The organism is Algihabitans sp., from assembly GCF_965226985.1.
GTDB lineage: Bacteria > Pseudomonadota > Alphaproteobacteria > Kiloniellales > DSM-21159 > Algihabitans.
The window spans coordinates 1,036,555-1,057,419 of the sequence record NZ_OZ245712.1 but is presented as its reverse complement, the minus strand read 5'-3'; the positions used below and the strand labels follow the sequence as shown (position 1 = coordinate 1,057,419).

Here is a 20,865-nt window from a genome sequence, read left to right as displayed (position 1 = left end):
CCTCGTTCGTTCGGAGTTGGGAATTCGCAGCGACCCTACGCCCGGTAGACCCCGTCGGCAATGCGTTCAGGTTTTAGGGTCGACCAAGGCGTGGAGTTTGTGATTGATCGGCGCCAGGGCCTGCTGGGTCTCGCGGTAGAGATCGAAGAGGTCGTCGTAGAAGGCCTGGCGCTTCGGCGCGGGCTCGGCGCGGGCGACGCTGGTCACGCAGGCTTCGACCGCCGCGCGCGGATCGGGGAAGAGGCCGATCCCGACGGCGGCGACCAGGGCCGCCCCGAAGGAGGCATCGCCGTTGCCCGGCAGCACGAGGGAAAGACCCGTGACGTCGGCGATGATCTGGCGCCAGGTGGCGGACTTCGCACCGCCGCCGATCACCTTCACCTCGGCCAGCTCCTGTCCGACCGCCCGCGCCTGCTCCACCAGGTCGCGGATCGAGAAGGCGATGCCCTCGTAGACGGCGCGGGCGATCTCGGCGCGGCTGTGCCGCATAGTCAGACCGACGAAGTCGGCGCGCAACAGCGGGTCCCAGTAGGGCGCGCGCTCGCCCTGCAGATAGGGGTGGAACAGCAGACCGCCGCTGCCGGGCGCCGCCGTCGCGGCCAACCGGTCCATCTCCGCGAAGACGGCGGCGCCATCCGCCGCCGCGTCGTTTGGCTGAAACAGCGTGTCGCGTACCCAGCGGTGGGATGAGGCGCAGGAGTTGGTGCCGGTCGCGATGTAGTAGAGGCCCGGTAGGATATGCGGGTAGCAGGAGATCGGCGGGTTCACCAGCGGCCGGTCGGCGGCGGAGAAGAGCACGCCGGCGGTCGCCAGCTTGATCGCCCCCATGCCCGGCTCGACCGCGCCGATGCCGAAGAACTCCACGGTGGTATCGTTGGAGCCGCAGACGACCGGTGTGCCGGGCGCCAGACCGGCGGCCCGCGCCGCGGCGGCCGTCACGCCGCCGACCACCTGGGTCGGCGCAACTACCGGCGGCAGGGTCTCCATCGGCCAGTCGATCAGGGCGCAGAGCTCTTCGGACCAGCCACCGCTGCGCAGGTCGCCCATCAGGGCGCCGATCACGTCGGAGAAGTCCGTCTCCCAGGTTCCGGTGAGGCAGAGGCGCAGGTAGTCCTTCGCCAGGCAAAGCTTGCGGACCTTAGCCGCAACCTCGGGCTCGTGGCGCTGGATCCAGGCCAGCATGGGCAGGGTCCAGGTGGCGTTGGCCTTGTTCAGCGAACGCTCCTGAATCAGCGCGCCGGCCCGCGCGTGCAGCTCCGCGGCCTCGGCGCTCGCCCGCGTGTCGGACCAGAGGATGGCCGGACGCAGGGGTTGGTCGTCCTGATCCAGCAGAACCGGAATGTGGGCCCCCGCCGAAAGGCCGACGGCGGCCACCTCGCCAGCGGCGATTCCGGCAGCCTCCAGGGCGCGGGGCACGGCGCGATTGAGCGCGGCCACCCAGGCACGCGGATCCTGCTCAGCCCAGCCAAAGCGCGGATGCCGCGTCTCGATCGGCTCGGCCGCCTCGCCCAGCAAAGGGCCGTCGAAGGCGACGACGCTTGCCTTCAGGCTGCCGGCGCCGAGATCGACACCGAGCAGCGCGCGGCCCCGAGCTCCGTTGCCCCCACGCTCCTTGTCTCGACTGACCATGCCCCTCCCCTCGCCGCAGCCTGTACCCTTCGCACCACCAGCGCATGCCGGCCATGCAGCGGCTTGCCGGTCACCCGATCCGCGCCTCACGTTATGACAGATGCGCGGTCCCGTCCTCAACGCCCCGAATGTTGGAATCGCCAAGGGCTGCGTGGTACTTTCAAAGAAACCGACCTTTCGCGAGACGGCATGCCATGACGGAGAGCAAGAGCAGGTCACAATCTGAGGCAGCCCTGGCCGAGACGGCGGCCGAGGCCATCCTGGACCCGGCCCTGCTGGCCGAGCGCATCCCATTGGAGGCCGTTCCCGTCATCGACCTCGAAAGCTTCCTGGCCGGAACTCAAGAAGAGCGAACCCAGGTGGCCCGCCGGATCGGCGAAGCCTGCCGCAACATCGGCTTCTTCTACATTGTCAATCACGGCGTCCCGGCGGAGCTGCGCGCGGCCGTCTTCGCCGAGGCCAAGCGCTTCTTCGACAGCCCGTTGGAGCGCAAACTGGAAATCGATATCGAGCGCTCCGCCTGCCACCGCGGCTACTTCAAGCTGGGCGGCGAGAACCTGGACCCGGCCAAGCAGAAGCAGGGCGGCGACCTGAAGGAAGGCATCAAGATCGGCCGCGATCTGTCCCCCGACCATCCGCTCGTGGTCGCCGGCACACCACTGCACGGACCCAACCAATGGCCGAGCGGCCTGCCCGGATTCCAAGAGACCCTGCAAAGCTACTTCGACCGGCTCAACGACCTGGGGCGCCAGCTCATGCAAGCCCTCGCCCTGGCCCTGGAGTTGCCGGAAGATCACTTCGAGCGGGATCTCGACCTGCCGATGGCGACCGTCGGGCCCCTGCACTACCCGCCGCAGCAGGGCCGAATCAGCGAGGCGCGGATCGGCGCCGGCGCCCACACGGACTTCGGTTGCCTGACCATCCTGGCCCAGGACGAGGCCGGCGGCCTGCAGGTGCGCAATGCGGCAGGCCAGTGGATCGACGCGCCCTTCATCGCCGACTCCTTCGTCGTGAACATCGGCGACATGATGGCGCGCTGGACCAACGACATCTTCGCCTCGACCCAGCATCGGGTGATCAACCGCTCGGGCGGCGAGCGCTACTCTATCCCCTTCTTCTTCGACCCCGACCATGACGCCGACGTCTCCTGCCTGCCGACCTGCTGCGGCCCCGACCGGCCGGCGCGCTATCCGCCGACGACCGGACTGGAGCACCTGCTGGAGATGATCAACGCCACCTTCGACTATCACCGCGAAAAGGCGTCGTGAGGCGGGATCGGCGGGCGAGGCCGGCTCACAAGCCCGCGAGACGACGTGCGTGTTCTCTCACGCCGACAGGAAACGCGGTTGCCGTGGCATTCAAGACTCCTGCCACGGATCGATGACATCGATTCCGCAGCCCTCGAAGTCCAGGACGTTCCGGGTCGCGACAGCCGCGCCATGGAGATGCGCGATCGCCGCGATCTGACAATCGAATTGGCTGATCGGCCGGCCGGCCGCTCTGCGATCGGCGGCGATGGCCGCATAGACGGCAGCGGCCGGACTGTCGAACGGCAGGATACGGCCTCGGAAGTCTTCCTGCAGGATCCCGTTCATCATCTCCGCGAGCTTGGTGCGGCGGCGGCCGGCGGGCAAGACCGCGACGCCCAGACACAACTCCGCCTCGGTCACTGCGCTGAGATAGATGCCCGCACCGTACTGAGCGGCCAACCAGGCTTCGACTCTCGGTTCCAGCGTCTTGCGCAGAAGCTCCGATAGGATGTTGGTATCCAGCAGGATCAGAGGCAATCAGTCGAGCCGGATCGGCTCACGCAGCGGCTTACGATCTGGAATATCGAGATCGATACCGCCCGATGCAGCAACACGCTTGCGGATGGCCGCGGCGAGGTCGCGCGGCGGTCTGCCCTTGCCGACGAGCTCGCGCAGGATCTCTCGCGCCTCCTCCTCCATCGATCGGCCATGCTCGGCGGCGCGCACCCGGAGCTGCTGTTTCAAGCCGTCATCGAGGTTGCGAATCGTGATGCTGGCCACGCCTGCTCCTCCGCATTTAGTTGATTGCAATGCAATCGATGATCTCATGAGATCAATCGAAGGCGAAAGCCAGACTACGGGCAACGACGCACGGCTGACATGCCCCGCCGACGCTGTAACGGCAGGCCCTGCCGCGCTACCTTCCCGGATAGCCCTTAAACCACGAGACTTTCTAGAGGACGAGAGCCGAGCATGCGCATTCTGACGGTGCTCAACAACCGGCACGACCCGGCCGGCTACTTCGGCACGGCGATCCTCAAGCGCGGCGGCTATTACGATTCGCTGCTGGCTCCAGAGGCGAGCCATTCCCCCGACCCGACGGCAGCGGCAGAGGTACCAGAGACGCCGGGCGACTACGACGGGCTGATCGTGCTGGGCGGCATGATGCGTGCGACCGACGATGCGGAGCACCCCTATCTGCCCCGTTTGGTCCAGCTGATGCGCGCCTTCGAGGCCGAGGGACGGCCGGTGCTGGGCATCTGCCTGGGCGCGCAGCTCATGGCGCGGGCCTGGGGTGCCGAGGGTTGGCAAATGCCCGCTCTCGAGATCGGCTTCACGCCGTTGCGGACCACAGCCGCCGGCCAGGCCGACCCGCTGTTGCGCGGTCTCGATCCGCAGCCGTCGCTGATGCAGTGGCATGTCGACAGCTTCGATCTGCCGGAGGGCGCGGAGCTTTTGATGACGGGCGATGCCTGCGTCAACCAGGCCTTCCGCATCGGACGCCTCGCCTACGGCCTGCAGTTCCACTGCGAGGCCCCGGTCGACACCCTGCGCCACTGGGTCATGTCCTTCGCACAACACGCCGAGGGAGCACCGCCGGGGTTCTTCGAAGACTTCGACGCTCAGGTCAAACAGCACCATCTTGGTGCCCGCCGTTGGGCGGAGACCGTCGCCGAGCGTTGGGTCGACCTGGTCGCAGAGACCCGTCGCCAGAGGCAGGCCGCATGACGCAACCTGTCGAGATTCTGCCTCTGACGGAATCGGAGGTCGCCGGCGCACTCCGGCTGAACAACGCCGCGGAACCGCACGTCCCGAGCGTGACGGAGGCGCGTTTCCGCGAGCTGCTAGCGCTGTCGCGTCTGGCTGTAACCGCCAAGCGGGGAGAGGATCCGCTCGGCTTCCTGATCGCCATGGAGGCGGGCGCAGAGCACGACAGCCCCAACTACGTCTGGTTCCGCGACCGCTACCCGGAGTTCCTTTATGTCGATCGGATCGTTGTCGCACCGGAGGCACGCGGACTGGGGGTGGGCCGGAAGCTCTATGGCGCGGCCGAAGCGCTTCGGCCTCAGCCGCCGCGCATCTGCTGCGAGGTCAACGAGATCCCGCCAAACCCCGTGTCGCTGGCCTTCCACAAGGCCATCGGTTTCGCCGAACTGGCCAAGGTGGACTCCGGCCCGGACAAGCGTGTGGTCATGCTCGAAAAGCCGCTGATTTAGAGCGCGATCTCGGTCTCCTGAACCGCCGGAGCAATGACCAGCTCGACTCCCTGATGCCGAAAAGCCTGCGCCAACTCGGCCGGCAGAGGTGCATCGCTGACCACACGCTGCAAAGCCTCCGGGGCGCAGATCCGAAGCAGACCGAAACGCCCGAACTTGCCCTGATCGACCAGCAGCGTCGTTTCGCTGGCCCGCTCGATCATGGCGCGCTTGACCCAGCAGAGTTCGGCCGAGACGTCGTTCGGTCCCTCCAGCGTCACCCCGCCGGCACCAATGAAGGCCAGATCCGCACGGTAGCGTTCCAGGAAGGCTCCGACCTCCGGCCCGTAGGTGCCGCTTTCGCTGGCGTTGTAGTCTCCGGGACAGAGCAGCACCCGGAAGCTGTCGTTGGCCGCCAGGGCAGCGGCCAGTCCGGTGCCGTTGGTGATCACCGTGAGGCGCCGGCGTTCGACCGCGAGACGACGCACGAAATGTGCCGTGGTCGCACCGGAATCGATCATCAGCACCTGGCCGTCTTCGACGAAGTCGACGGCGGCCCGCGCGATGCGCTGGCGCTCCGCAACCAGCAAACCGTGACGCTCGTCCAGGCTGGGTTCCCGGCTGAGGCTGGTCGCCGCGGCACCGCCGTAGGTCCGGCTCACCAGCCCCTCCTCCGAGAGGCTGTCCACGTCCCGCCGCACCGTCTCCGTCGTCACGCCGAAGAGTCGCGCCAGCTCCGAGATTCGAACGGTCGGATTGGCCTGAAGCTCCGCGACGATGCGGCGGCGGCGTTCATCCTTGGAGGTGCGGCGCTTTAGGGACGCGGTGGACATGGATCTGATTTGAAACTCATGACAGAGCCCAAAATCTACAACTCCCTCGGGCGCACAGAAAGTCCAATTAGGTTGATGCGCTGAGCGTGGCAGACACGAAAATAACTCGGTTAGTAGATGCGAGCTTTTACCGCTAAATCCTAGCTCAATCCTTTAGAGGCTCGCCATCGTGCTCGTAATACAGACGCCTGTTGCGCAAAACTATCATCGAGTAGTGAACAGGTAGAGATCCGATCTGCTCGGAAGTGTCGGAAGTCGGATCTCAAATCGCACCAAGCAACCAGGACGACACTCTCGATGTAGAACAAAAGGGCCAATGGACGTACGACACGCCGACTAAGGTCACCGGCTTGGTCGCGGTAGCAAAGGCTGAGTTTCCGTGCTTCGCGGATCGCAGTACGCAAGACTGAGAGTTCGACCGCCGTATCAGGAAGCGCATTCCAGCCCGATGCGTAGAAGGCCAAGAGTGATTTTTGCAGCGGCTTCTCACTCGAAACAGCGGCGCTGATCTTCGCGCCCGCGCTAACGGCAGCTCGTTTCAGCGCAGTGTCACCCGTCCTGCCAAGAAGAGCGAGCCCAACAAAGACAGCTTCCGCTTCGTCCGGCGAAAGATTTAGCGGAGGGAGATCATATCCTGGACGCAACAGGTATCCGATACCAGCCTGCCCATCGATGGGCACTCGCATAGCCTGCAACGCCGCAATGTCGCGATAAACGGTTCGCAGGCTTACTTCCAGCATCTCCGCGATCTTCCGCCCCGTGAGCGGCTGATCCGCACAACGCAGCAGCTGAATAACTTCGAACAGTCGCGTCGACCTGCTCATTCCCACCTCATGGCCAGAAGCGAGCGTAACGGGTCATTCCTGACACAGGGGTGTCAGCAGCATTGCGCTACCCATGGGTTTGAAGAACTCAATGAGATCAGCGTGCCGGCAATGCAGCACTCGGAGGCAACGAATCGCGCCTTGAATTCGCGGACAGGAGCGCTCCTCGTTATCGCATCCGCCTTGACGTTCAGCTTATCAGGCGTGTTGACGAAGACCATCGAAGCGGACGGTTGGACCATCCTATGTTGGCGAGGACTCATCGGCGGTCTCATGATCGCAATCTACGTCGCGGTTCGACGCCGCCACCGCTCGATAGGGACGGCGTTTCGACTGGGACCCCAAGGGTGGATCCTGGCTACGATCGGCAGTCTCGCAAGCATCGCCTTCATCTACGCGTTCAGACTGACCTATGTCGCCAACGTTACACTCATCTATTCCACAGTACCGTTCATGACAGCTGCTCTGGGCTGGTGGCTTTTGCGCGAGCATGTCCCCACCAGAGCACTAGTGGCAGGCGTAGTCTCATTTGCAGGTGTCATTTGCATTTCGGTAAATGCGGGTGGTGCGTTCAACCTCGGCGGCGATCTGCTAGCGGTCATCATGACCTTTGGTAATGCACTCTACATCGTGCTCGTGCGCCGATTTCAGGTTACGTCCACCGTCTGGGCGGGTGGCGCTTCCGCACTTCAGCTTTTCTTCGTTGGGTGCCTCATGACGGACCCCCTCGCCGTGTCATGGCAGGACAGTCTACTCTTGGTACTTTTTGGCCTGACCTTCGCTGCGGCTATCGTGTTGTGGACTGAGGGCACGCGGCTCATCGCTGCAGCACAGTCTGGCTTGCTTGGCACGATCGATACTCCCGTCGCGATACTGCTCGCTTGGCTTATCTTAGCCGAACTTCCCTCAGCCGGCACTTTGCTTGGAGGGGCCATTGTGCTCACGGCTGTGCTTGGCCATGCAGCAATCGACGCATTGCAGACGAGAGAAAGCACCAAGCACACAAAACCAATGTAGCGAGGGGCTTACAGAGTCTTCCCACAAGAGCCCATCTGATCGATGAGAAACATTGGTCAAGAAGCCTGAGCCGTCTCGATCTCTGGACCTGTGGAGGCAGCAGCGGTCAGGATGTCCCGGAGCTGGCCGCGCAGAGAGCCCTTACGCGGGGAGAAGGCACCGTCGAAAGCGGCAGAACCGATGGTGAAGGCATCGGCGCCAGCCTGAGCCAGCGCCCGAATGCGGGCCGCGCCGTCGACGCTGCCGGCCACCACCAGTTCACCGTCATCGCCCAATCCGCGCCGGGCGGCCCGGACCAGTTCCAGAGGATCCGCCTCCGTCGCACGGAAGGCCAAGAGGTCGGCCCCGGCGCAGCCGCGTTCCGTGAAATAACGGCAATGGTTTTCGATCAGATCCGGCGTACCGCCCAGCTTGGTCGGGTGTCCTGCGGGCCGGCCGGGAAAGGGGTAGTAGCCGATGCCCGAACCTTCCAGGATCTCCAGCACCGCATCGAGGTCGGTCCCGCCCATCAGCCGATCCACGCCGATTTCCCGCGCGGCCTTCGCGGAGCGCAAGACCTCCTCGGCAGAGGTCGCCACAACCTCCATGTAGCTGATCGCCCCGCTCTCCTTGATACGGCGATTCAGCTCCTCGAGCGTCTTGCGCTCGACCCCGATGTCCTTGAAGCCGATATGCCGGACCCCGACGTCGCGGATCTCCTCGAAGACGGTCAGACAGTCCTCAACCGTCTGGTCTTCGCGGGTCAGCATGAAGATGAAGTCCATTCGCCGGATCCTCGGAGGCGTGTCTGAGAGAGATGCCTGCAGAGGCATTCGTCGCTGCGTGACCGCAGTCTGCTAAAGCCAGTCTGCCCAAACCAACATGGCATTGCCAACAGGGAATCTGTTAAGTGCCAATTTCGATCACCATAACTCCTGCAAGAGAAGCGCACCCATCACCGCCGGCCCGCCTGAACCGCGCGACCGCCTCTTGCTGGCATGCCGCAGCGTCCTGCTGATGGTCGACCTTCAGCATCACTGCTGCGCCCGAGACGGCGGTACCTTCACGGAGGACCCCGAACGTTGGCCGGAGGCGCGCCAGGAGGCCTACTTCGGGCAGTTGGAAGGCGAGCCCCTGCCGAATGCCGCAGCCTTGGCCGAGGCCTGCCGGCGCCGCGGAATCGAGGTCATCTACTGTGTGATCGAGGCCCTGACCCGCGACGGACGCGACCGTGGGCTCGACCACAGACTCTCCAACATCCTGGTGCCCAAGGAATCGGTCGAGGCCAAGATCGTGGAGGCCGTGGCCCCAGCGGAGGATGAGATCGTTCTGCTGAAGACGGCGTCCGACGTCTTGACCGACCAGTGCGTCGAATCCGCCGTCCGCGATGCGGCCGATCTGGGCTACCGCGTCACACTGGTTGGCGACGCCTGCTGCGGCAGCAGCCCCGAGGCCCATGCGCACACTCTGACCGCGATGCGCGGCTATGCAAGAGTCGCAGCGACCGCTGAGATTCTGGCTGAACTGCAGCGACCTGAAGGATCGTGAACCGCCTCAAGACCGATCGCCGCAGACGAAGACACCAGGGCGCGGGGCATAAGCGCGATTTCCCTTATTGTGCACCGCAAGGCGGGCCGATAGGCTCATTATGGCAAATCGCTTGCCGCGCCCTCGAGACTGAGGGGACCGGAGAATTTGGGGCCTCTAGATCAAAGAGTGAGAGAACCAAGCGGATGCGGCAAGTCGCAGTTTTCTGTTGTGACCTGCCAAGTTCATAAGTCAGGATAGTATACGAAGGCAGCCAAAACGGCCCGCTCGGCGCAAGGATCCACAAAAGTGGACCAGCGCCCGAACGTCGGAACCCGACGTCAAAGAGGCCAAAGGTCAGGCGAAGCCGCGCCGCCGTCGGGCTCCTCGTCCTCCGTGGATGGGAAGCCGAGGGCGCAAGCGGAACGACGAACAGGGACCACGCAGAGTCAAGGGAGCGCGATGACCATGGCCTCTTTCCCCCTAAACCGCCAGATCGGCCGCCAGATCAACCGCCAGATCAACCGCCGAAACTTCCTACAGATAACCGGCGCGACGGCAGCCGCCATGGCGGGTCTCGGGCCGACCTTCAAGAGCGCCCGCGCCGAGCGGAGCGACGAACTGAACATCTACGCCTGGGAAGGCTACACCTCCGACGACGTACTGGATCCCTTCCGACGCGAATTCGACGCACGCGTCCGGGCCGAGGGCCTGATCTCCGACCCCGACGCGATCAACAAGCTGCGGGCCGGCGAAACGGAGATTTGGGACATCATCAACCTGAACAATCCCTGGGCGCGGGAGTGGATGTATCCCGAGGGCCTGATTAAGCCGGTCGATAAGGAGGTTTTCGCCCCCTACCACGAGAAGATGCTGCCGAAGTTCGCCTGGCCCTTCGACTGGGCGCTCGACAAGTCGGGCGAGGAGATGCTTGGGGTCTGCCAGCGCTTCGGACCCTTCAGCTTCGTGGTCAACACCGACAAGATCAGCCGGGAGATGGCTGAGGACGAAGGCTGGAACATCTTCCTCGATCCCGCCATGCAGGACCGCTTCGGCGTCCTGACCTACGACAACTGGAACATCTTCCATATGTGCATCGCAGCGGGCTTCTCCCCTTTCAAGGAGCACACGCCGGAAGAGTTCGCGGCCTTCGAGACGGTCGCCCGTCAGGTCTTTAACGGGGCCAAGCTGCTGTCCGACGATCTGGTGCAGATGAACCTTGCCCTGATCAACGGCGAGATCGACGCCTACTTCACGGGTGGCACCTACACCGCCTCGCCGGCCCGCTACGACGGCGCCACCAACATTCGCGCCATCACCCCCAACAGCGGTCCGATAGACGGCAAGGGCGGCATCGTCTGGATCGAGCTGACCAGCCTGGTCAACAACCCCAACCCCTCGACCTTGGGCCCGACCTTCCTGGAGTTCATCCAGCGCCCGGAGATGTCGAAGTTGGTCGCCTTCGCCGAAGGCACCTACAATCCCGTCGCACAGATGGGCGATCCGCAGGTGATGGAGACCTTCGACTCCGATGAGCTGGACGCGATCCAATGGGACAGCTTGGAGGAGGAGATGGCGCGGTCCGTCGACTACGACATCAACCCCGACTACGCCGAGATGTATCCGATCTACGCGGCGGCGCGGCGCGAGCGACAAGGTTAAAGTCTCCTCGGCATCCGTGCAGCCTATTCTCCGATTGCGACAGCGAGATTCGGATCGAGCAGCCGAGAGGAGTACGGCCGCCTGCCCCCTCGCCGTCGCAAAGGACGTCACCCTTTTCGGAACCACTCTTCCAGGGAGTGCTATCGCGCAATGGACCTTGCCGGGCCAGCCACCACGGCGACCGCCGCGCCCATTCTCCGCCTGAACCAGGTGGACAAGCTCTTCGGCGACTTCGTGGCCGTGGAGCGCGTCGACCTCGACATCCGCGAGGGCGAATTCTTCACCATCGTCGGCCCCTCGGGATCGGGCAAGACGACGCTGATCCGCATGCTGGTGGGTATGGACAAGCCGAGCGAGGGCGACATCCTGCTGCGCGGCGCCCGGATCAACGACGTGCCGGCGAACAAGCGGCCGACCTGCATGGTCTTCCAGTCGCTGGCGCTGTTTCCGCACAAGACCGTAGGTCAGAATATCGAGTTTCCCTTGAAGATCCGTGGCGTCCCGGCGGCGGAACGCCGCGATCGCTGCAGGCAGCTGCTAAGCCAGCTCCATTTGCCGCCGGACTACTACGGCAAGTCCGTCGGCAAGTGCTCGGGGGGTGAACAACAGAGGGTGGCACTGGCCCGCGCCCTGGCCTTCGACCCGGAAATTCTCTTCTTCGACGAGCCCTTGAGCGCCATCGACTATCGCTTGCGCAAGGCCCTGGAGAAGGAGCTGAAGGACATTCACCGGGAAACGGGGAAGACCTTCGTCTACATCACCCACTCCCTGGAAGAGGCGATGGTGATGAGCGACCGGATCGCGATCATGCGCGGCGGCCGCGTCGTCCAGGTCGGCACGCCGGACGAAATCTACAACCGGCCGCGCAACCGCTTCGTCAGCGAGTTCATGGGCGAGGTCAACGTCCTGGAGGTCTCGCGCGACGGCGATCGGCTGCGCGACAGCGCCAGCGGCACCCTGCTGCAGGGCCCCACCATGCCGGAGACTTTCTCCAAGGGCTTCCTGGTGATCCGGCCGGAATCCATCCGGTTTCTCGACGGTGGCGACAGGACGCCCAACCGGCTGGAGGGGCGGCTCTACAACGAGTACTCGCTGGGGTCGCGCATGCAGTACCAGGTCCACGTCGGCAAGGGCGTCTTCCTGGTCGAAAAGCTGCGCGAGCAGCGCTACGGGGGTGAACTGGACGACAGCGTAACCATCGGCTGGGACCCGGCCGAGGCTCTGTTGTTCGAGGATTGAGACCGTGAGCCTAGAGAGCGACCTCCGCAATCTCGAAATGGAGCTGCGAGACGAGGGTCACGCCCGGCGTCGGCACGCCAGGAGTCTCGCAACGCGCGTCGGAAGCTGGCTGCAGCAGCCCGGAGCGCTGCTGGCCGGACCGCCGATGCTGCTGCTGGCTCTCGGATTCCTGGGACCACTGCTGCTGGTCGCCGCCTTTTCCCTGATCCCGCCGAAGACCTTCGACCTGAGCGGCGGCTGGACGACGCAGAACTACCTCGACATCGTCACGGAATCCTACTGGATCTCCTTCGCCTGGTCTTTCGCCCTGGCCGCCGTGACCGTCGTCCTGCTGCTGGGCCTCTGCTATCCCCTCGCCTACGCCATGACCAAGGTCTTCGGCCGGGCTGCCAACCTGCTGACCCTGCTGCTGGTGATTCCGCTCTTTGTCAGCGAGAACATTCGTCTGTTCGGCTGGGTGCTCTCCCTGGTCAAGGGCGGGGTCCTGCCCGGCGCGGCGGACCTCTGGTTCGGCATCGACCTCTCCGGACTGCTCTACACGGTCCCGGCCATCGTGCTGGGGCTGGTCTACGTCTACTTGCCCTTCATGCTCTTCCCGATGGTGCTAGGGCTGTCGATGGTTCCCGACCGGCTGCGCGAAGCGGCGATCGACCTGGGCGCCAGCCGCTGGCAGCTCTTCCGCGAAGTCGAACTGCCGCTCGCCCTGCCGGGCATTCTGATCGGCTGCCTGCTGACCTTCATCCTGGCTCTGGGCTCCCTGGCGGAGTCCAAGATTCTGGGCGGATCGGTGGTTGTAATGATCGCCGACGACATCGAGTCCGCCTTCACCTTCGCTCAGAACTGGCCGAAGGGGTCGGCCCTCTCGGTACTGCTGATCCTGTTGGCGGGCGGTCTGGTCTTCGCGGTCCTGAGCAAACTCGACCTCGACAAGATCCTGGGTCGGGGATAGGCACGCGCCCGCATGAGCACCCTTACAGCCTCCCCGATGATGAAGCGTCTGCTGGCCGTCTGGGCCGGCGCGATCCTCGTTTTTCTCTATCTGCCGATCGCGGCCGTCGCCCTCGCCTCCTTCTCTCGGCAGCGCTACTTCCGCTTCCCGGTGCCGCGCTTCGACACCCGCTGGTACGAGGACGCCTTCACGTCCCTTTCGGTGCGTGATCTGCTCTGGACCAGCCTGACGGTCGCCACCATCGTGACGGTGATCTCGGTGGTTCTGGCCTTTCTAGGCGCCCTCGCCTTCGCCCGCTACGACTGGAAAGGGCGAAGCCTCTATCAGAAGCTGCTGCTGCTGCCGATCTTCTTCCCGCAGGCGGTCCTGGGGCTGGCGCTGCTGCTCTGGTACTCGGCGCTGGGCATCCCGACGAGCTGGATGACCGCCGTCTTCGCCCATCTGGTCTGGATCCTGCCGATCGCGACCCTGGTGATTTCGATCCAGGTCTACGGCTTCAATCCCGCCTGGGAGGAAGCGGCCTACGACCTGGGCGCCAGCCGCTGGCAGGTCTTTCGCGAGATCACCCTGCCAATCCTCTGGCCCGGCATCTTCTCCGGCGCGCTCTTCAGCTTTCTGCTGTCCTGGGGCAACTTCCCGCTGTCGCTCTTCACCACCGGCGCGGACTCCACAATCCCCGAATGGCTCTACGCCAAGATGGTATCCGGCTACACGCCGCTGGTTCCGACTCTGGGGACCTTGACCACCGTCGGCGCCGCCCTGCTGCTGCTCGGCGCCTACGCCACCATCATGCTGGTCCGCCGTGCCCGGCGAGTGGAGGCTGACAGCTAGTCCGCCGGGCCGGACGTCAGTTGCCGGAAGTCGAGTCGAGCGAAGAGTCGCTGCGAGAGATCAGAGCAACCGAGACCACGATCAGCGTGGCGCCGATCCACTGCAGACCGCTCAGCATTTCGCCCAGGAACAGATAGGCTGCGCCGACACCGAACACCGGGATCAGCGCCAGATAGAAGGCGGCGACGTTCGCGGGCAGGCTTCGAAGCGCAAAGAGGTAGAGCCAGAAGGCCAGCGCGTACTGAACAATCCCGGAGACCGCGGCCAGCAGCAGGACCCCCGCCGGAATGCCGCCCAGCCCGAGACTCGCGACCCCGAACGCTAGGGCCGAAGCTAGGACAGCCAGAGTCCAGAGCAAGCCGACGCTCTGCTGCAGGGCGGAAAGCGGCAAGGGGTCGAGCGTCATCACCAGCCTTCGGGTCGCGATGACATAGAGAGCAGCGAACAGGGTACCGAGGACAAGCAGCGCGTCACCGAGCAGCGAGCCCTCGCCCGCCCCGCCGCGGATATCCGGCAGCATGATCAAGGCGATACCGAGGCTCGCGAGCAAAGCCAAGCCGACAACCGATCCGCCGAACCGCTCGCGCAGGAAGAGCCAGGCGAGCAGCAGGATGAACAGCGGCTCAGCCGTCCCGATCAGCGTCGCATTGCTGGCGGTGGTCAGCGCGAGGCCGGCGATTCCGACGGAGTAGGCCAAGCCGGGTTCCAACAGACCGCTCAAGCTAGCCCGGCGCACCGGTCTGTTCAAAGGCACGCGCAGGCGCAGGACCAGCACCACGGTCCACAGGAAGAGTATTGAGGCGAGAAGCTGAACGGTCAGCAGCGTCAAAGGCTGCATGTGCTCCAGCACGCCCTTGCTCATGACCGTAGCAGAGCCCCAGCAGGCCGCCGAGAGAACTGCCGCGGCTATCGCCGCTCTTGGTTTTCGATGGGACGCTCCCGTGCGAGCGGCGATCTTGCAGGGTGACGTGGACACGTCACTTGACCGCGCATTCAACCGGGCAGTCCTCGCCCGGACATACATCCTCGTCGCAGAGGCGGCAGATATGATCGGCCTGCTGCCGGTCCTGCGTCAGAGCCCCCAACATCTTCTCGAGAAGAGACGTCAAGTGAGCACTCTCTTCGACCGAGAGAGGCTTCAAGGCCTCTACCAGACTGTCGGCCCGGTCTTTAAGAATCGCACTCGCGCGCGCTCGCCCCTTACGCGTGAGATAGAGGGCCGAGGTACGGCCATCGGCACCGCCCCGCCGCTCCAGGAGACCGTCCTCCGCGAGCCGGTCGGCAAGCCGCACCGTCGCCGAATGGCTGAGCCCCAAAGTCTGCGCGAGGGCGTCTATGGATTCGCCTGGATAGAAGCTGACGGTCACCAGCGCGGCGGGTGCGGCCGCGCCGCGCTCCGCTCTTGCGCTGGTCACGTCCGTCAACCTGTCGTTCAGGGCCAGAGCCAGAGCCCCCAGAAGATTGGCTGTGCGAAGATCATTCATGACTTATTTATATGCATGCTGCATGCATTTATCAAGCTCAGCGATGAGTAGACTTGCCCGGCGGCGACGCGGAGTCTGGAACTCTCTGACGAGGTCCTGGCGCGCGCCCTGTCCAATACGCTGCTGCGGATCGGCAGCGGCATCGACAAGGGCCATCACGCCGAAGCGCACGACATCAAACGCCCAGGTAAGCTTCCTTGACGCGCTCGTTGGCAAGCAGAGCTTTACCACTGTCGCTCAGCACCACCTTGCCCGTCTCCAGCACATAGCCGCGGTCGGCGATCTTCAGCGCGGCGAAAGCGTTCTGTTCGACCAGGAAGACCGTCACGCCCTGGGTCTTGAGGTCGAGCACGGACGCCAGGATCTGCTCAACCAGAAGCGGGGCCAAGCCCATGGAGGGCTCGTCGAGCAGCAGGAGACGCGGCTTGGTCAGCAGCGCCCGGCCCATGGCCAGCATCTGTTGCTGACCGCCAGACAGGGTGCCCGCCGCCTGGCGCCGCCGCTCCTTGAGGATCGGGAACATGGCATAGACACGCTCCAAGTCCTGCGCGATTTCCCGATCCCGCCTGAGCACGGCGCCGAGCCGCAGGTTGTCCTCGACACTCAAGGGTCCCCAGACCTGCCGACCCTCAGGCACCTGGGCGATGCCTAGCTTGACCCGCTCATGGGGCTTCGCCGCGGTGATCTCACGCCCCTCGAAGACGACCCGGCCGCCACTCGCCGGCTGCACGCCGGACAGCGTGCGCAGCAAGGTGGTTTTGCCGGCGCCGTTGCCGCCGACCAGAGCCACCAGTTCACCGGGCGCCACCTCGATGTCGACGCCTTTCAGCGCCTGAATGCGGCCGTAGTGGCTGGTCAGCCCCTCGACCCTCAGCATCGCGTCAGGCATGGGAGGCCTCCGCTTCGGCCTGCTGGCCCAGGTAGGCGGCGATCACCTCCGGGTTCCGCCGTACCTGCTCGGCGGTGCCTTCAGCCAGCTTCTTGCCGTAGTCGAGCACCAGGATGTGGTTGGAGATATTCATCACCAGGTGCATGTCGTGCTCGACCAGCACCACGGTCACGCCGCCCTCGGCCACTCTCTGGATTAGCGCATCGATCTCCTGAGTCTCGACCGCGTTGCAGCCAGCCGCCGGTTCGTCGAGCAGCAGCATCCTGGGTTCGCCGGCCAGCGCGCGCGCGATCTCCAGCCGCTTCAACGCGCCATAGGGCAGCGCGCCGGCCGGAACATCCGCCTGGGCGACGAGACCGACATGCTCCAGCAATTCCAAGGCGCGCTCGCGGGTCCGGCGGTTCTCGGCGATAACCGCCGGCAACCGCAGCAGATGACTGAAAAAGCCGGTCGTCTCGCGCAGATGGCGCCCCAGCATCACGTTCTCGGCCGCCGTCATGCGGTCGAAGATTTGCAGATTCTGGAAGGTGCGGCACATGCCGCGCCTGGCCAACCGGTGAGGCGGCAGGCCGGTCACCTCCTCCCCCTCCAAGAGGATGCGTCCCTCGGTCGGCGCGTAGATCCCGGTGATCAGGTTGAATAGCGTCGTCTTACCGGCGCCGTTCGGTCCAATGATCGAGTGGATCGTGCCGGGCGCGATCTCGAAGCTGAGCTTGTCGATGGCGCGCAAACCGCCGAAGTCGATCGACAGCCCCTCGACCTTGAGACGGCTCATGACGGCTGCCTCTGCCGCAGGGCATCGAGCAGGCCGGGCAGTAGACCGCGCCGCAGGAAAATCATCACGGCCATCAGGATCGCGCCCAGCAGCATGTGCTCGTACTCGGCGAAGACCGTCAGGAATTGGGGCAGCGAGGTCAGCACGGCGGCCCCGATGATCCCGCCGAAGGTCGAGCCCATGCCGCCCAGCACGACCATGATCACCAGCTCGATGGAATGCAGGAAGCCGGCCTTGTCCGGCGTCACGAAGCCGGAATAGAGCGCCGACATGGAGCCGGCGAGGCTGGCCAGCATGGCCGAATAGACGAAGGCGATCACCTTGAAGCGTGCGACATCCACCCCGGCGACTTGGGCCGCGATCTGACTGTCGTGAAGCGCCCGCAAGGCGCGGCCGGTCGGACTATCGATCAGGTTCAACGTCAGCCAGACCGACAGCAGCAGCATCACCGAGGTGATGAGGTACCACCAGTCCTTGCCGCCGATCCGTTCGCCGAAAATCCGCAGCCGTTCGACGCTCATGCCGTCCGGTCCCCCGGTGAACTGGGACTCGTTGGTCAGCACCATGAAGACCAGCAGCCCGAGACCAAGCGTCGCCATGGCCAGATAGTGGCCCTTGAGCCGTAGGACCGGACGCGCCACCAGGAAGGCCAGCAGACCGACGCAGAGCATGCCAACGAAGGGCGCGGCAAGAGGCGGAATGCCCAACTGCGCCGGCAACACGGCCGAGGCGTAGGCCCCCAGCCCGAAGAAACCGGCATGGCCCAGGCTGATCTGTCCGGCGTAACCGATCAGCAGGTTGAGGCCGACCACCACCATGGCGTTGAGACCGATCTGGATCGCGACATCGAGATAGAAGTTGTTGGGTGCGACCAGATAGACGGCCACCATGACGGCCGCGAGTAGCAGGAGTCCTCCGGTCCGCGGTTGCATCAGCCAAGCGGGCATGGCGTCAAACCCTTTCGGTGCCGCGCCGGCCAAACAGCCCGCTCGGCAGGACGAAGAGGACGGCCAGGATGATCACGAAGGCGACGGCGTCCTTGTACTCCGACGAGAGATAGCCGGCCCCCATCGCCTCGGCGACGCCGACCAATAGGCCGCCGACGACGGCGCCGAGGGGATTGCCCATGCCGCCCAGAATGGCGGCGGCGAAGCCCTTGAGCGCCAGCATCGTGCCGGCATCGAAGGAGGTCAGCGTGATCGGCGTGACCAGAATGCCCGCCAAGGCGCCGATGGCGGCCGAGAGCGCGAAGGAGGCGAGCAGCACCAGCTCGACGTTGATGCCGACCAACCGCGCAGCCAGACGATTGTGGCTGGTCGCCAAGATCGACTTGCCGAAGGTGGTGCGGGTGAAGAAGTACCAGAGCAGGACCACGATCACCGCCGCGCCGCCCATCACCCAGAGCGACTGAGGCGTCAGGGTCGCGCCCAGAACGTCGATCGGCGTGTCGCCCGAAAAACTCGGCAGCCGATGGAACTGCTTGTCGAACACCACCTGGGCCAGCCCGCGCAGAAAGATAGAGGCGCCGATGGTGATGATGATGAGCGTCACCACGTTGGCGCCGCGCGCTGGCTCGATGGCCAGCTTGTTGAGCGCGACCCCCAGCAGACTGGTCGCGATGACCGCCGCCACGGCGGCGACTGGAAGCGGCAGGCCCCAGAGCGAAAAGAAGACCGTGCACATGCCGCCCAGCATGACGAACTCGCCCTGGGCGAAGTTGATCACGTCGGAGGCATTGTAGATGATCGTGAAGCCCAGCGCGACGATGGCATAGACCGCGCCGACCGTCAGTCCGCTGAACAGGAACTGCAGAAAGGTTTCCATCGCTAAAGGCGCCCGCGTGGTTGGAAAGCGAGGCGGCCCTCGCCGACACTTGGTTCGGCGAGGGCGCAGGGCGAAGAGCTACTGAACGATGGTCCAGTCGCCGTCCTGGATCTCGAGCATCCGGAAGGCAGTTAGATCGAGGCCCATGTGGTCGTCCGGCGTCATGTTGACTTCACCGGCCGTTCCCATGAACCCGCTGGTCTGCTCGATGGCGTCGCGCAGCTCCTCCGGATCGGAGCTGCCGGCCCGCCGCATCGCGTCGACCAGGATCATGAGACCGTCGTAGGCGTGCCCGCCGAAGGTCGAGACAGGACGGTTCCATTCGGCTTCAAAAGCGGTCTTGTAGTCGACCACCACCTGCCGCTGCGGATCGTCCTCGGACAGCTGCTCCGCCACCAGCAGAGCCGAAGCCGGCAGGCGCACGCCCTGGGCCGCAGCACCAGCCAGTTCGATGAAGGATTTGGAGGCGACGCCGTGGCTCTGATAGAGTGGCACCGCGATGCCGAGCTGAGCGAAGTTCTTGGTGACGATGGCCGGCCCCTGACCGAAACCGGGGTTCAGGACGGCCTGCAGGTCGCTCGCGTTGCGGATGTTGGTGAGCTGGGGAGTCATGTCGGTATCGCGCGGCCCGTAGGTCTCGTCGGCGACGATCTCGATTCCGTAGTCCTCCGCGACGTCCAGGCACTGACTGCGCATGGACTTGCCGAAACCGCCGGTGCCGCTGATCAATCCGACCTTGCTGAGGCCGCGTGCCTGCATGTCCTCATAGACCTTCTCGCAGGCCATGCGGTCGGTATGAGGCGTCTTGAAGACATAAGGATTGACCGGATCGATGATCACGATTCCGCCGGCCAGCGAGATGAAGGGAATCTCCGCATCCTCGAACAGCGGACTCATGGCCATCGTGGTCCCAGTGGTCGATCCGCCGACCATCGCGACGATCTCATCATCCTCGATCAGGCGCGTCGCAAGGGTGCGTGCCTTGTTGGCATCGCCCTCGCTGTCGTAGACGATCAGCTCAAGCGGTTCGCCGTTGACGCCACCGGCCTCGTTGATGCGCTCGACGTACATGCGCAGGGTTTTTTCCGCCGGATCGCCGAGGAAGGACGCCGGGCCGGTGATCGAGAGAACCGAACCGACCTTGATCTGCGCCGCCGCTTCGCCGGCCGTCCAAGCGGTCGAGAGGGCAAACACGGCCGCCATCGCAGCCGTACCTTTGAGACAGTCAATTAGAGACATCGTGCTTTCACTCCCCAAAACGGCAGGCCGTTGACCGGCTCTACCTGTTTTCCTTATCCCGCCGCCCTTTTTGGCAGAGCGCTCGGAACGGCCGAATCAGCTCGCGTCGGCCTTACGCGTTTGTTTAAGCGGTGCGAAACCGCTCGACTTGACCCGTGGGCGATTCGCTTGCGGTTGCGACAGCGGGACCGCCGGGGTCAGTGACTGTCGGCAACGCGCTGCCAGGTCCTGGTATTCGCGGGTGCCCTGGGACTTCCAGGCGATCTCCTCATCGCTCAGGTCGCGCAGGATCTTGGCCGGAATCCCCCCAGCCAAACTGCGCGCCGGGACCTCGAAACCCGCTTTGACGAAGGCCATGGCCGCCACGAAGGCCGCCTCGCCGATCACGGCGCCGTCCATCACCACGGAGTTCATGCCCACCAGGGCATTGCGTCCGACGCGGCAACCGTGCAGCACCGCGCCATGGCCGATGTGGCCGTCCTCCTCGATCACCGTATCGAGCTGCGGAAAGCAATGAAGCGTACAGTTGTCCTGAACGTTGGATCCGCGCTCCATCACCAGCCGTCCCATGTCTCCGCGCAGGCTGGCGCCCGGCCCCACGTAACAGTCCGGTCCGACGATCACGTCGCCAATCAGAACGGCGGTCGGATGCACGAAAGCCGTCGGATCGATCGCTGGAACCAACCCCTCGAAGGCATAGACTTCCGCCATGATCCGAG

At 64.7% G+C, this 20,865-nt stretch carries 23 protein-coding genes; 9 read left to right on the top strand and 14 right to left on the bottom strand.

What is annotated here, in order from left to right:
* Positions 1 to 66 precede the first annotated feature (66 nt).
* Complete coding sequence (locus ACO054_RS04735) at positions 67 to 1,629, bottom strand: xylulokinase (protein WP_421709298.1); 1,563 nt, start codon at positions 1,627 to 1,629, stop codon at positions 67 to 69.
* A 194-nt stretch (positions 1,630 to 1,823) separates the two neighbouring features.
* On the opposite strand from ACO054_RS04735, the gene ACO054_RS04730 reads away from it, so the two are divergent.
* Entirely contained in the window at positions 1,824 to 2,897 is a 1,074-nt protein-coding gene (locus ACO054_RS04730; RefSeq protein WP_421709297.1) for an isopenicillin N synthase family dioxygenase, read from the top strand.
* 90 nt (positions 2,898 to 2,987) lie between these two features.
* Here ACO054_RS04730 and ACO054_RS04725 read toward each other — a convergent pair whose 3' ends face one another.
* Together ACO054_RS04725 and ACO054_RS04720 are read right to left on the bottom strand one after the other, a co-directional pair.
* Entirely contained in the window at positions 2,988 to 3,416 is a 429-nt protein-coding gene (locus ACO054_RS04725) for a type II toxin-antitoxin system VapC family toxin (RefSeq protein ID WP_421709296.1), read from the bottom strand.
* Positions 3,417 to 3,659 carry a FitA-like ribbon-helix-helix domain-containing protein gene (locus ACO054_RS04720; RefSeq protein ID WP_421709295.1) on the bottom strand — a complete coding sequence of 81 codons (243 nt, stop codon included), beginning with the start codon at positions 3,657 to 3,659 and terminating at the stop codon, positions 3,417 to 3,419. It abuts the gene before it with no gap.
* 192 nt (positions 3,660 to 3,851) lie between these two features.
* Between ACO054_RS04720 and ACO054_RS04715 the strand changes: the two genes are divergently transcribed.
* Together ACO054_RS04715 and ACO054_RS04710 are read left to right on the top strand one after the other, a co-directional pair.
* A complete protein-coding gene (locus ACO054_RS04715; protein WP_421709294.1) occupies positions 3,852 to 4,607 on the top strand; it encodes a type 1 glutamine amidotransferase in 756 nt (251 codons plus the stop codon).
* A complete protein-coding gene (locus ACO054_RS04710) occupies positions 4,604 to 5,095 on the top strand; it encodes a GNAT family N-acetyltransferase (RefSeq protein ID WP_421709293.1) in 492 nt (163 codons plus the stop codon). The genes ACO054_RS04715 and ACO054_RS04710 overlap by 4 nt, the downstream gene beginning before the upstream one ends.
* On the opposite strand, the gene ACO054_RS04705 is transcribed toward ACO054_RS04710, so the two are convergent.
* Together ACO054_RS04705 and ACO054_RS04700 are read right to left on the bottom strand one after the other, a co-directional pair.
* Positions 5,092 to 5,907 carry a DeoR/GlpR family DNA-binding transcription regulator gene (locus tag ACO054_RS04705; RefSeq protein ID WP_421709292.1) on the bottom strand — a complete coding sequence of 272 codons (816 nt, stop codon included), beginning with the start codon at positions 5,905 to 5,907 and terminating at the stop codon, positions 5,092 to 5,094. The two genes, ACO054_RS04710 and ACO054_RS04705, sit on opposite strands and share 4 nt — an antisense overlap.
* Before the next feature lie 140 nt (positions 5,908 to 6,047).
* Positions 6,048 to 6,731 carry a helix-turn-helix transcriptional regulator gene (locus ACO054_RS04700; RefSeq protein WP_421709291.1) on the bottom strand — a complete coding sequence of 228 codons (684 nt, stop codon included), beginning with the start codon at positions 6,729 to 6,731 and terminating at the stop codon, positions 6,048 to 6,050.
* Positions 6,732 to 6,740: 9 nt separating this feature from the next.
* Between ACO054_RS04700 and ACO054_RS04695 the strand changes: the two genes are divergently transcribed.
* On the top strand, positions 6,741 to 7,748 hold the full coding sequence (locus ACO054_RS04695; protein WP_421709290.1) for a DMT family transporter: 1,008 nt from the start codon (positions 6,741 to 6,743) through the stop codon (positions 7,746 to 7,748).
* Positions 7,749 to 7,804: 56 nt separating this feature from the next.
* Here the strand turns inward: ACO054_RS04695 and ACO054_RS04690 are convergent, their stop codons facing one another.
* Complete coding sequence (locus ACO054_RS04690; protein WP_421709289.1) at positions 7,805 to 8,512, bottom strand: hypothetical protein; 708 nt, start codon at positions 8,510 to 8,512, stop codon at positions 7,805 to 7,807.
* Positions 8,513 to 8,744: 232 nt separating this feature from the next.
* Here ACO054_RS04690 and ACO054_RS04685 point away from each other — a divergent pair, with 232 nt between their 5' ends.
* From ACO054_RS04685 to ACO054_RS04665, 5 genes are all read left to right on the top strand, one after another.
* Positions 8,745 to 9,275, top strand: a complete 531-nt coding sequence (locus ACO054_RS04685; protein ID WP_421709288.1) for a cysteine hydrolase family protein — start codon at positions 8,745 to 8,747, stop codon at positions 9,273 to 9,275.
* 447 nt (positions 9,276 to 9,722) lie between these two features.
* A complete protein-coding gene (locus tag ACO054_RS04680) occupies positions 9,723 to 10,916 on the top strand; it encodes an ABC transporter substrate-binding protein (RefSeq protein ID WP_421709287.1) in 1,194 nt (397 codons plus the stop codon).
* A 150-nt stretch (positions 10,917 to 11,066) separates the two neighbouring features.
* Complete coding sequence (locus tag ACO054_RS04675) at positions 11,067 to 12,155, top strand: ABC transporter ATP-binding protein (RefSeq protein WP_421709286.1); 1,089 nt, start codon at positions 11,067 to 11,069, stop codon at positions 12,153 to 12,155.
* 4 nt (positions 12,156 to 12,159) lie between these two features.
* Positions 12,160 to 13,104, top strand: coding sequence for an ABC transporter permease (locus tag ACO054_RS04670; RefSeq protein ID WP_421709285.1), 945 nt, complete (start codon positions 12,160 to 12,162; stop codon positions 13,102 to 13,104).
* Between the two features lie 12 nt (positions 13,105 to 13,116).
* Positions 13,117 to 13,935 carry an ABC transporter permease gene (locus tag ACO054_RS04665; protein WP_421709284.1) on the top strand — a complete coding sequence of 273 codons (819 nt, stop codon included), beginning with the start codon at positions 13,117 to 13,119 and terminating at the stop codon, positions 13,933 to 13,935.
* Positions 13,936 to 13,951: 16 nt separating this feature from the next.
* Here ACO054_RS04665 and ACO054_RS04660 read toward each other — a convergent pair whose 3' ends face one another.
* The 8 genes from ACO054_RS04660 to ACO054_RS04625 all read right to left on the bottom strand — a co-directional run bounded on the left by ACO054_RS04660 (position 13,952) and on the right by ACO054_RS04625 (position 20,857).
* Complete coding sequence (locus ACO054_RS04660) at positions 13,952 to 14,959, bottom strand: DMT family transporter (RefSeq protein ID WP_421709283.1); 1,008 nt, start codon at positions 14,957 to 14,959, stop codon at positions 13,952 to 13,954.
* The gene (locus ACO054_RS04655; protein WP_421709282.1) at positions 14,913 to 15,419 is read right to left on the bottom strand and encodes a MarR family winged helix-turn-helix transcriptional regulator; all 507 of its coding nucleotides are present in this window, start codon (positions 15,417 to 15,419) and stop codon (positions 14,913 to 14,915) included. The genes ACO054_RS04660 and ACO054_RS04655 overlap by 47 nt, the downstream gene beginning before the upstream one ends.
* A gap of 175 nt (positions 15,420 to 15,594) precedes the next feature.
* Complete coding sequence (locus ACO054_RS04650) at positions 15,595 to 16,308, bottom strand: ABC transporter ATP-binding protein (RefSeq protein WP_421709281.1); 714 nt, start codon at positions 16,306 to 16,308, stop codon at positions 15,595 to 15,597.
* Positions 16,301 to 17,083, bottom strand: a complete 783-nt coding sequence (locus ACO054_RS04645) for an ABC transporter ATP-binding protein (protein ID WP_421709280.1) — start codon at positions 17,081 to 17,083, stop codon at positions 16,301 to 16,303. Before ACO054_RS04645 ends, ACO054_RS04650 begins: the two co-directional genes overlap by 8 nt.
* Positions 17,080 to 18,030 (bottom strand): branched-chain amino acid ABC transporter permease, encoded by a 951-nt coding sequence (locus tag ACO054_RS04640; RefSeq protein ID WP_421709279.1) that lies wholly within the window; start codon positions 18,028 to 18,030, stop codon positions 17,080 to 17,082. The genes ACO054_RS04645 and ACO054_RS04640 overlap by 4 nt, the downstream gene beginning before the upstream one ends.
* Positions 18,031 to 18,034: 4 nt before the next feature.
* On the bottom strand, positions 18,035 to 18,907 hold the full coding sequence (locus tag ACO054_RS04635; protein ID WP_421709278.1) for a branched-chain amino acid ABC transporter permease: 873 nt from the start codon (positions 18,905 to 18,907) through the stop codon (positions 18,035 to 18,037).
* A gap of 78 nt (positions 18,908 to 18,985) precedes the next feature.
* Positions 18,986 to 20,146, bottom strand: coding sequence for an ABC transporter substrate-binding protein (locus tag ACO054_RS04630; RefSeq protein ID WP_421709277.1), 1,161 nt, complete (start codon positions 20,144 to 20,146; stop codon positions 18,986 to 18,988).
* Between the two features lie 96 nt (positions 20,147 to 20,242).
* Positions 20,243 to 20,857 (bottom strand): phenylacetic acid degradation protein PaaY, encoded by a 615-nt coding sequence (locus tag ACO054_RS04625; RefSeq protein WP_421709276.1) that lies wholly within the window; start codon positions 20,855 to 20,857, stop codon positions 20,243 to 20,245.
* Positions 20,858 to 20,865 lie beyond the last annotated feature (8 nt).

Coding starts and splice junctions, on each gene's coding strand:
- ACO054_RS04735 (WP_421709298.1), bottom strand. CDS start 1,629: ATGGTCAGTCGAGACAAGGAGCGTGGGGGCAACGGAGCTCGGGGCCGC.
- ACO054_RS04730 (WP_421709297.1), top strand. CDS start 1,824: ATGACGGAGAGCAAGAGCAGGTCACAATCTGAGGCAGCCCTGGCCGAG.
- ACO054_RS04715 (WP_421709294.1), top strand. CDS start 3,852: ATGCGCATTCTGACGGTGCTCAACAACCGGCACGACCCGGCCGGCTAC.
- ACO054_RS04710 (WP_421709293.1), top strand. CDS start 4,604: ATGACGCAACCTGTCGAGATTCTGCCTCTGACGGAATCGGAGGTCGCC.
- ACO054_RS04705 (WP_421709292.1), bottom strand. CDS start 5,907: ATGTCCACCGCGTCCCTAAAGCGCCGCACCTCCAAGGATGAACGCCGC.
- ACO054_RS04700 (WP_421709291.1), bottom strand. CDS start 6,731: ATGAGCAGGTCGACGCGACTGTTCGAAGTTATTCAGCTGCTGCGTTGT.
- ACO054_RS04695 (WP_421709290.1), top strand. CDS start 6,741: ATGGCCAGAAGCGAGCGTAACGGGTCATTCCTGACACAGGGGTGTCAG.
- ACO054_RS04690 (WP_421709289.1), bottom strand. CDS start 8,512: ATGGACTTCATCTTCATGCTGACCCGCGAAGACCAGACGGTTGAGGAC.
- ACO054_RS04685 (WP_421709288.1), top strand. CDS start 8,745: ATGGTCGACCTTCAGCATCACTGCTGCGCCCGAGACGGCGGTACCTTC.
- ACO054_RS04680 (WP_421709287.1), top strand. CDS start 9,723: ATGGCCTCTTTCCCCCTAAACCGCCAGATCGGCCGCCAGATCAACCGC.
- ACO054_RS04675 (WP_421709286.1), top strand. CDS start 11,067: ATGGACCTTGCCGGGCCAGCCACCACGGCGACCGCCGCGCCCATTCTC.
- ACO054_RS04665 (WP_421709284.1), top strand. CDS start 13,117: ATGAGCACCCTTACAGCCTCCCCGATGATGAAGCGTCTGCTGGCCGTC.
- ACO054_RS04660 (WP_421709283.1), bottom strand. CDS start 14,959: ATGTATGTCCGGGCGAGGACTGCCCGGTTGAATGCGCGGTCAAGTGAC.
- ACO054_RS04655 (WP_421709282.1), bottom strand. CDS start 15,419: ATGAATGATCTTCGCACAGCCAATCTTCTGGGGGCTCTGGCTCTGGCC.
- ACO054_RS04650 (WP_421709281.1), bottom strand. CDS start 16,308: ATGCCTGACGCGATGCTGAGGGTCGAGGGGCTGACCAGCCACTACGGC.
- ACO054_RS04645 (WP_421709280.1), bottom strand. CDS start 17,083: ATGAGCCGTCTCAAGGTCGAGGGGCTGTCGATCGACTTCGGCGGTTTG.
- ACO054_RS04640 (WP_421709279.1), bottom strand. CDS start 18,030: ATGCCCGCTTGGCTGATGCAACCGCGGACCGGAGGACTCCTGCTACTC.
- ACO054_RS04635 (WP_421709278.1), bottom strand. CDS start 18,907: ATGGAAACCTTTCTGCAGTTCCTGTTCAGCGGACTGACGGTCGGCGCG.
- ACO054_RS04630 (WP_421709277.1), bottom strand. CDS start 20,146: ATGTCTCTAATTGACTGTCTCAAAGGTACGGCTGCGATGGCGGCCGTG.
- ACO054_RS04625 (WP_421709276.1), bottom strand. CDS start 20,857: ATGGCGGAAGTCTATGCCTTCGAGGGGTTGGTTCCAGCGATCGATCCG.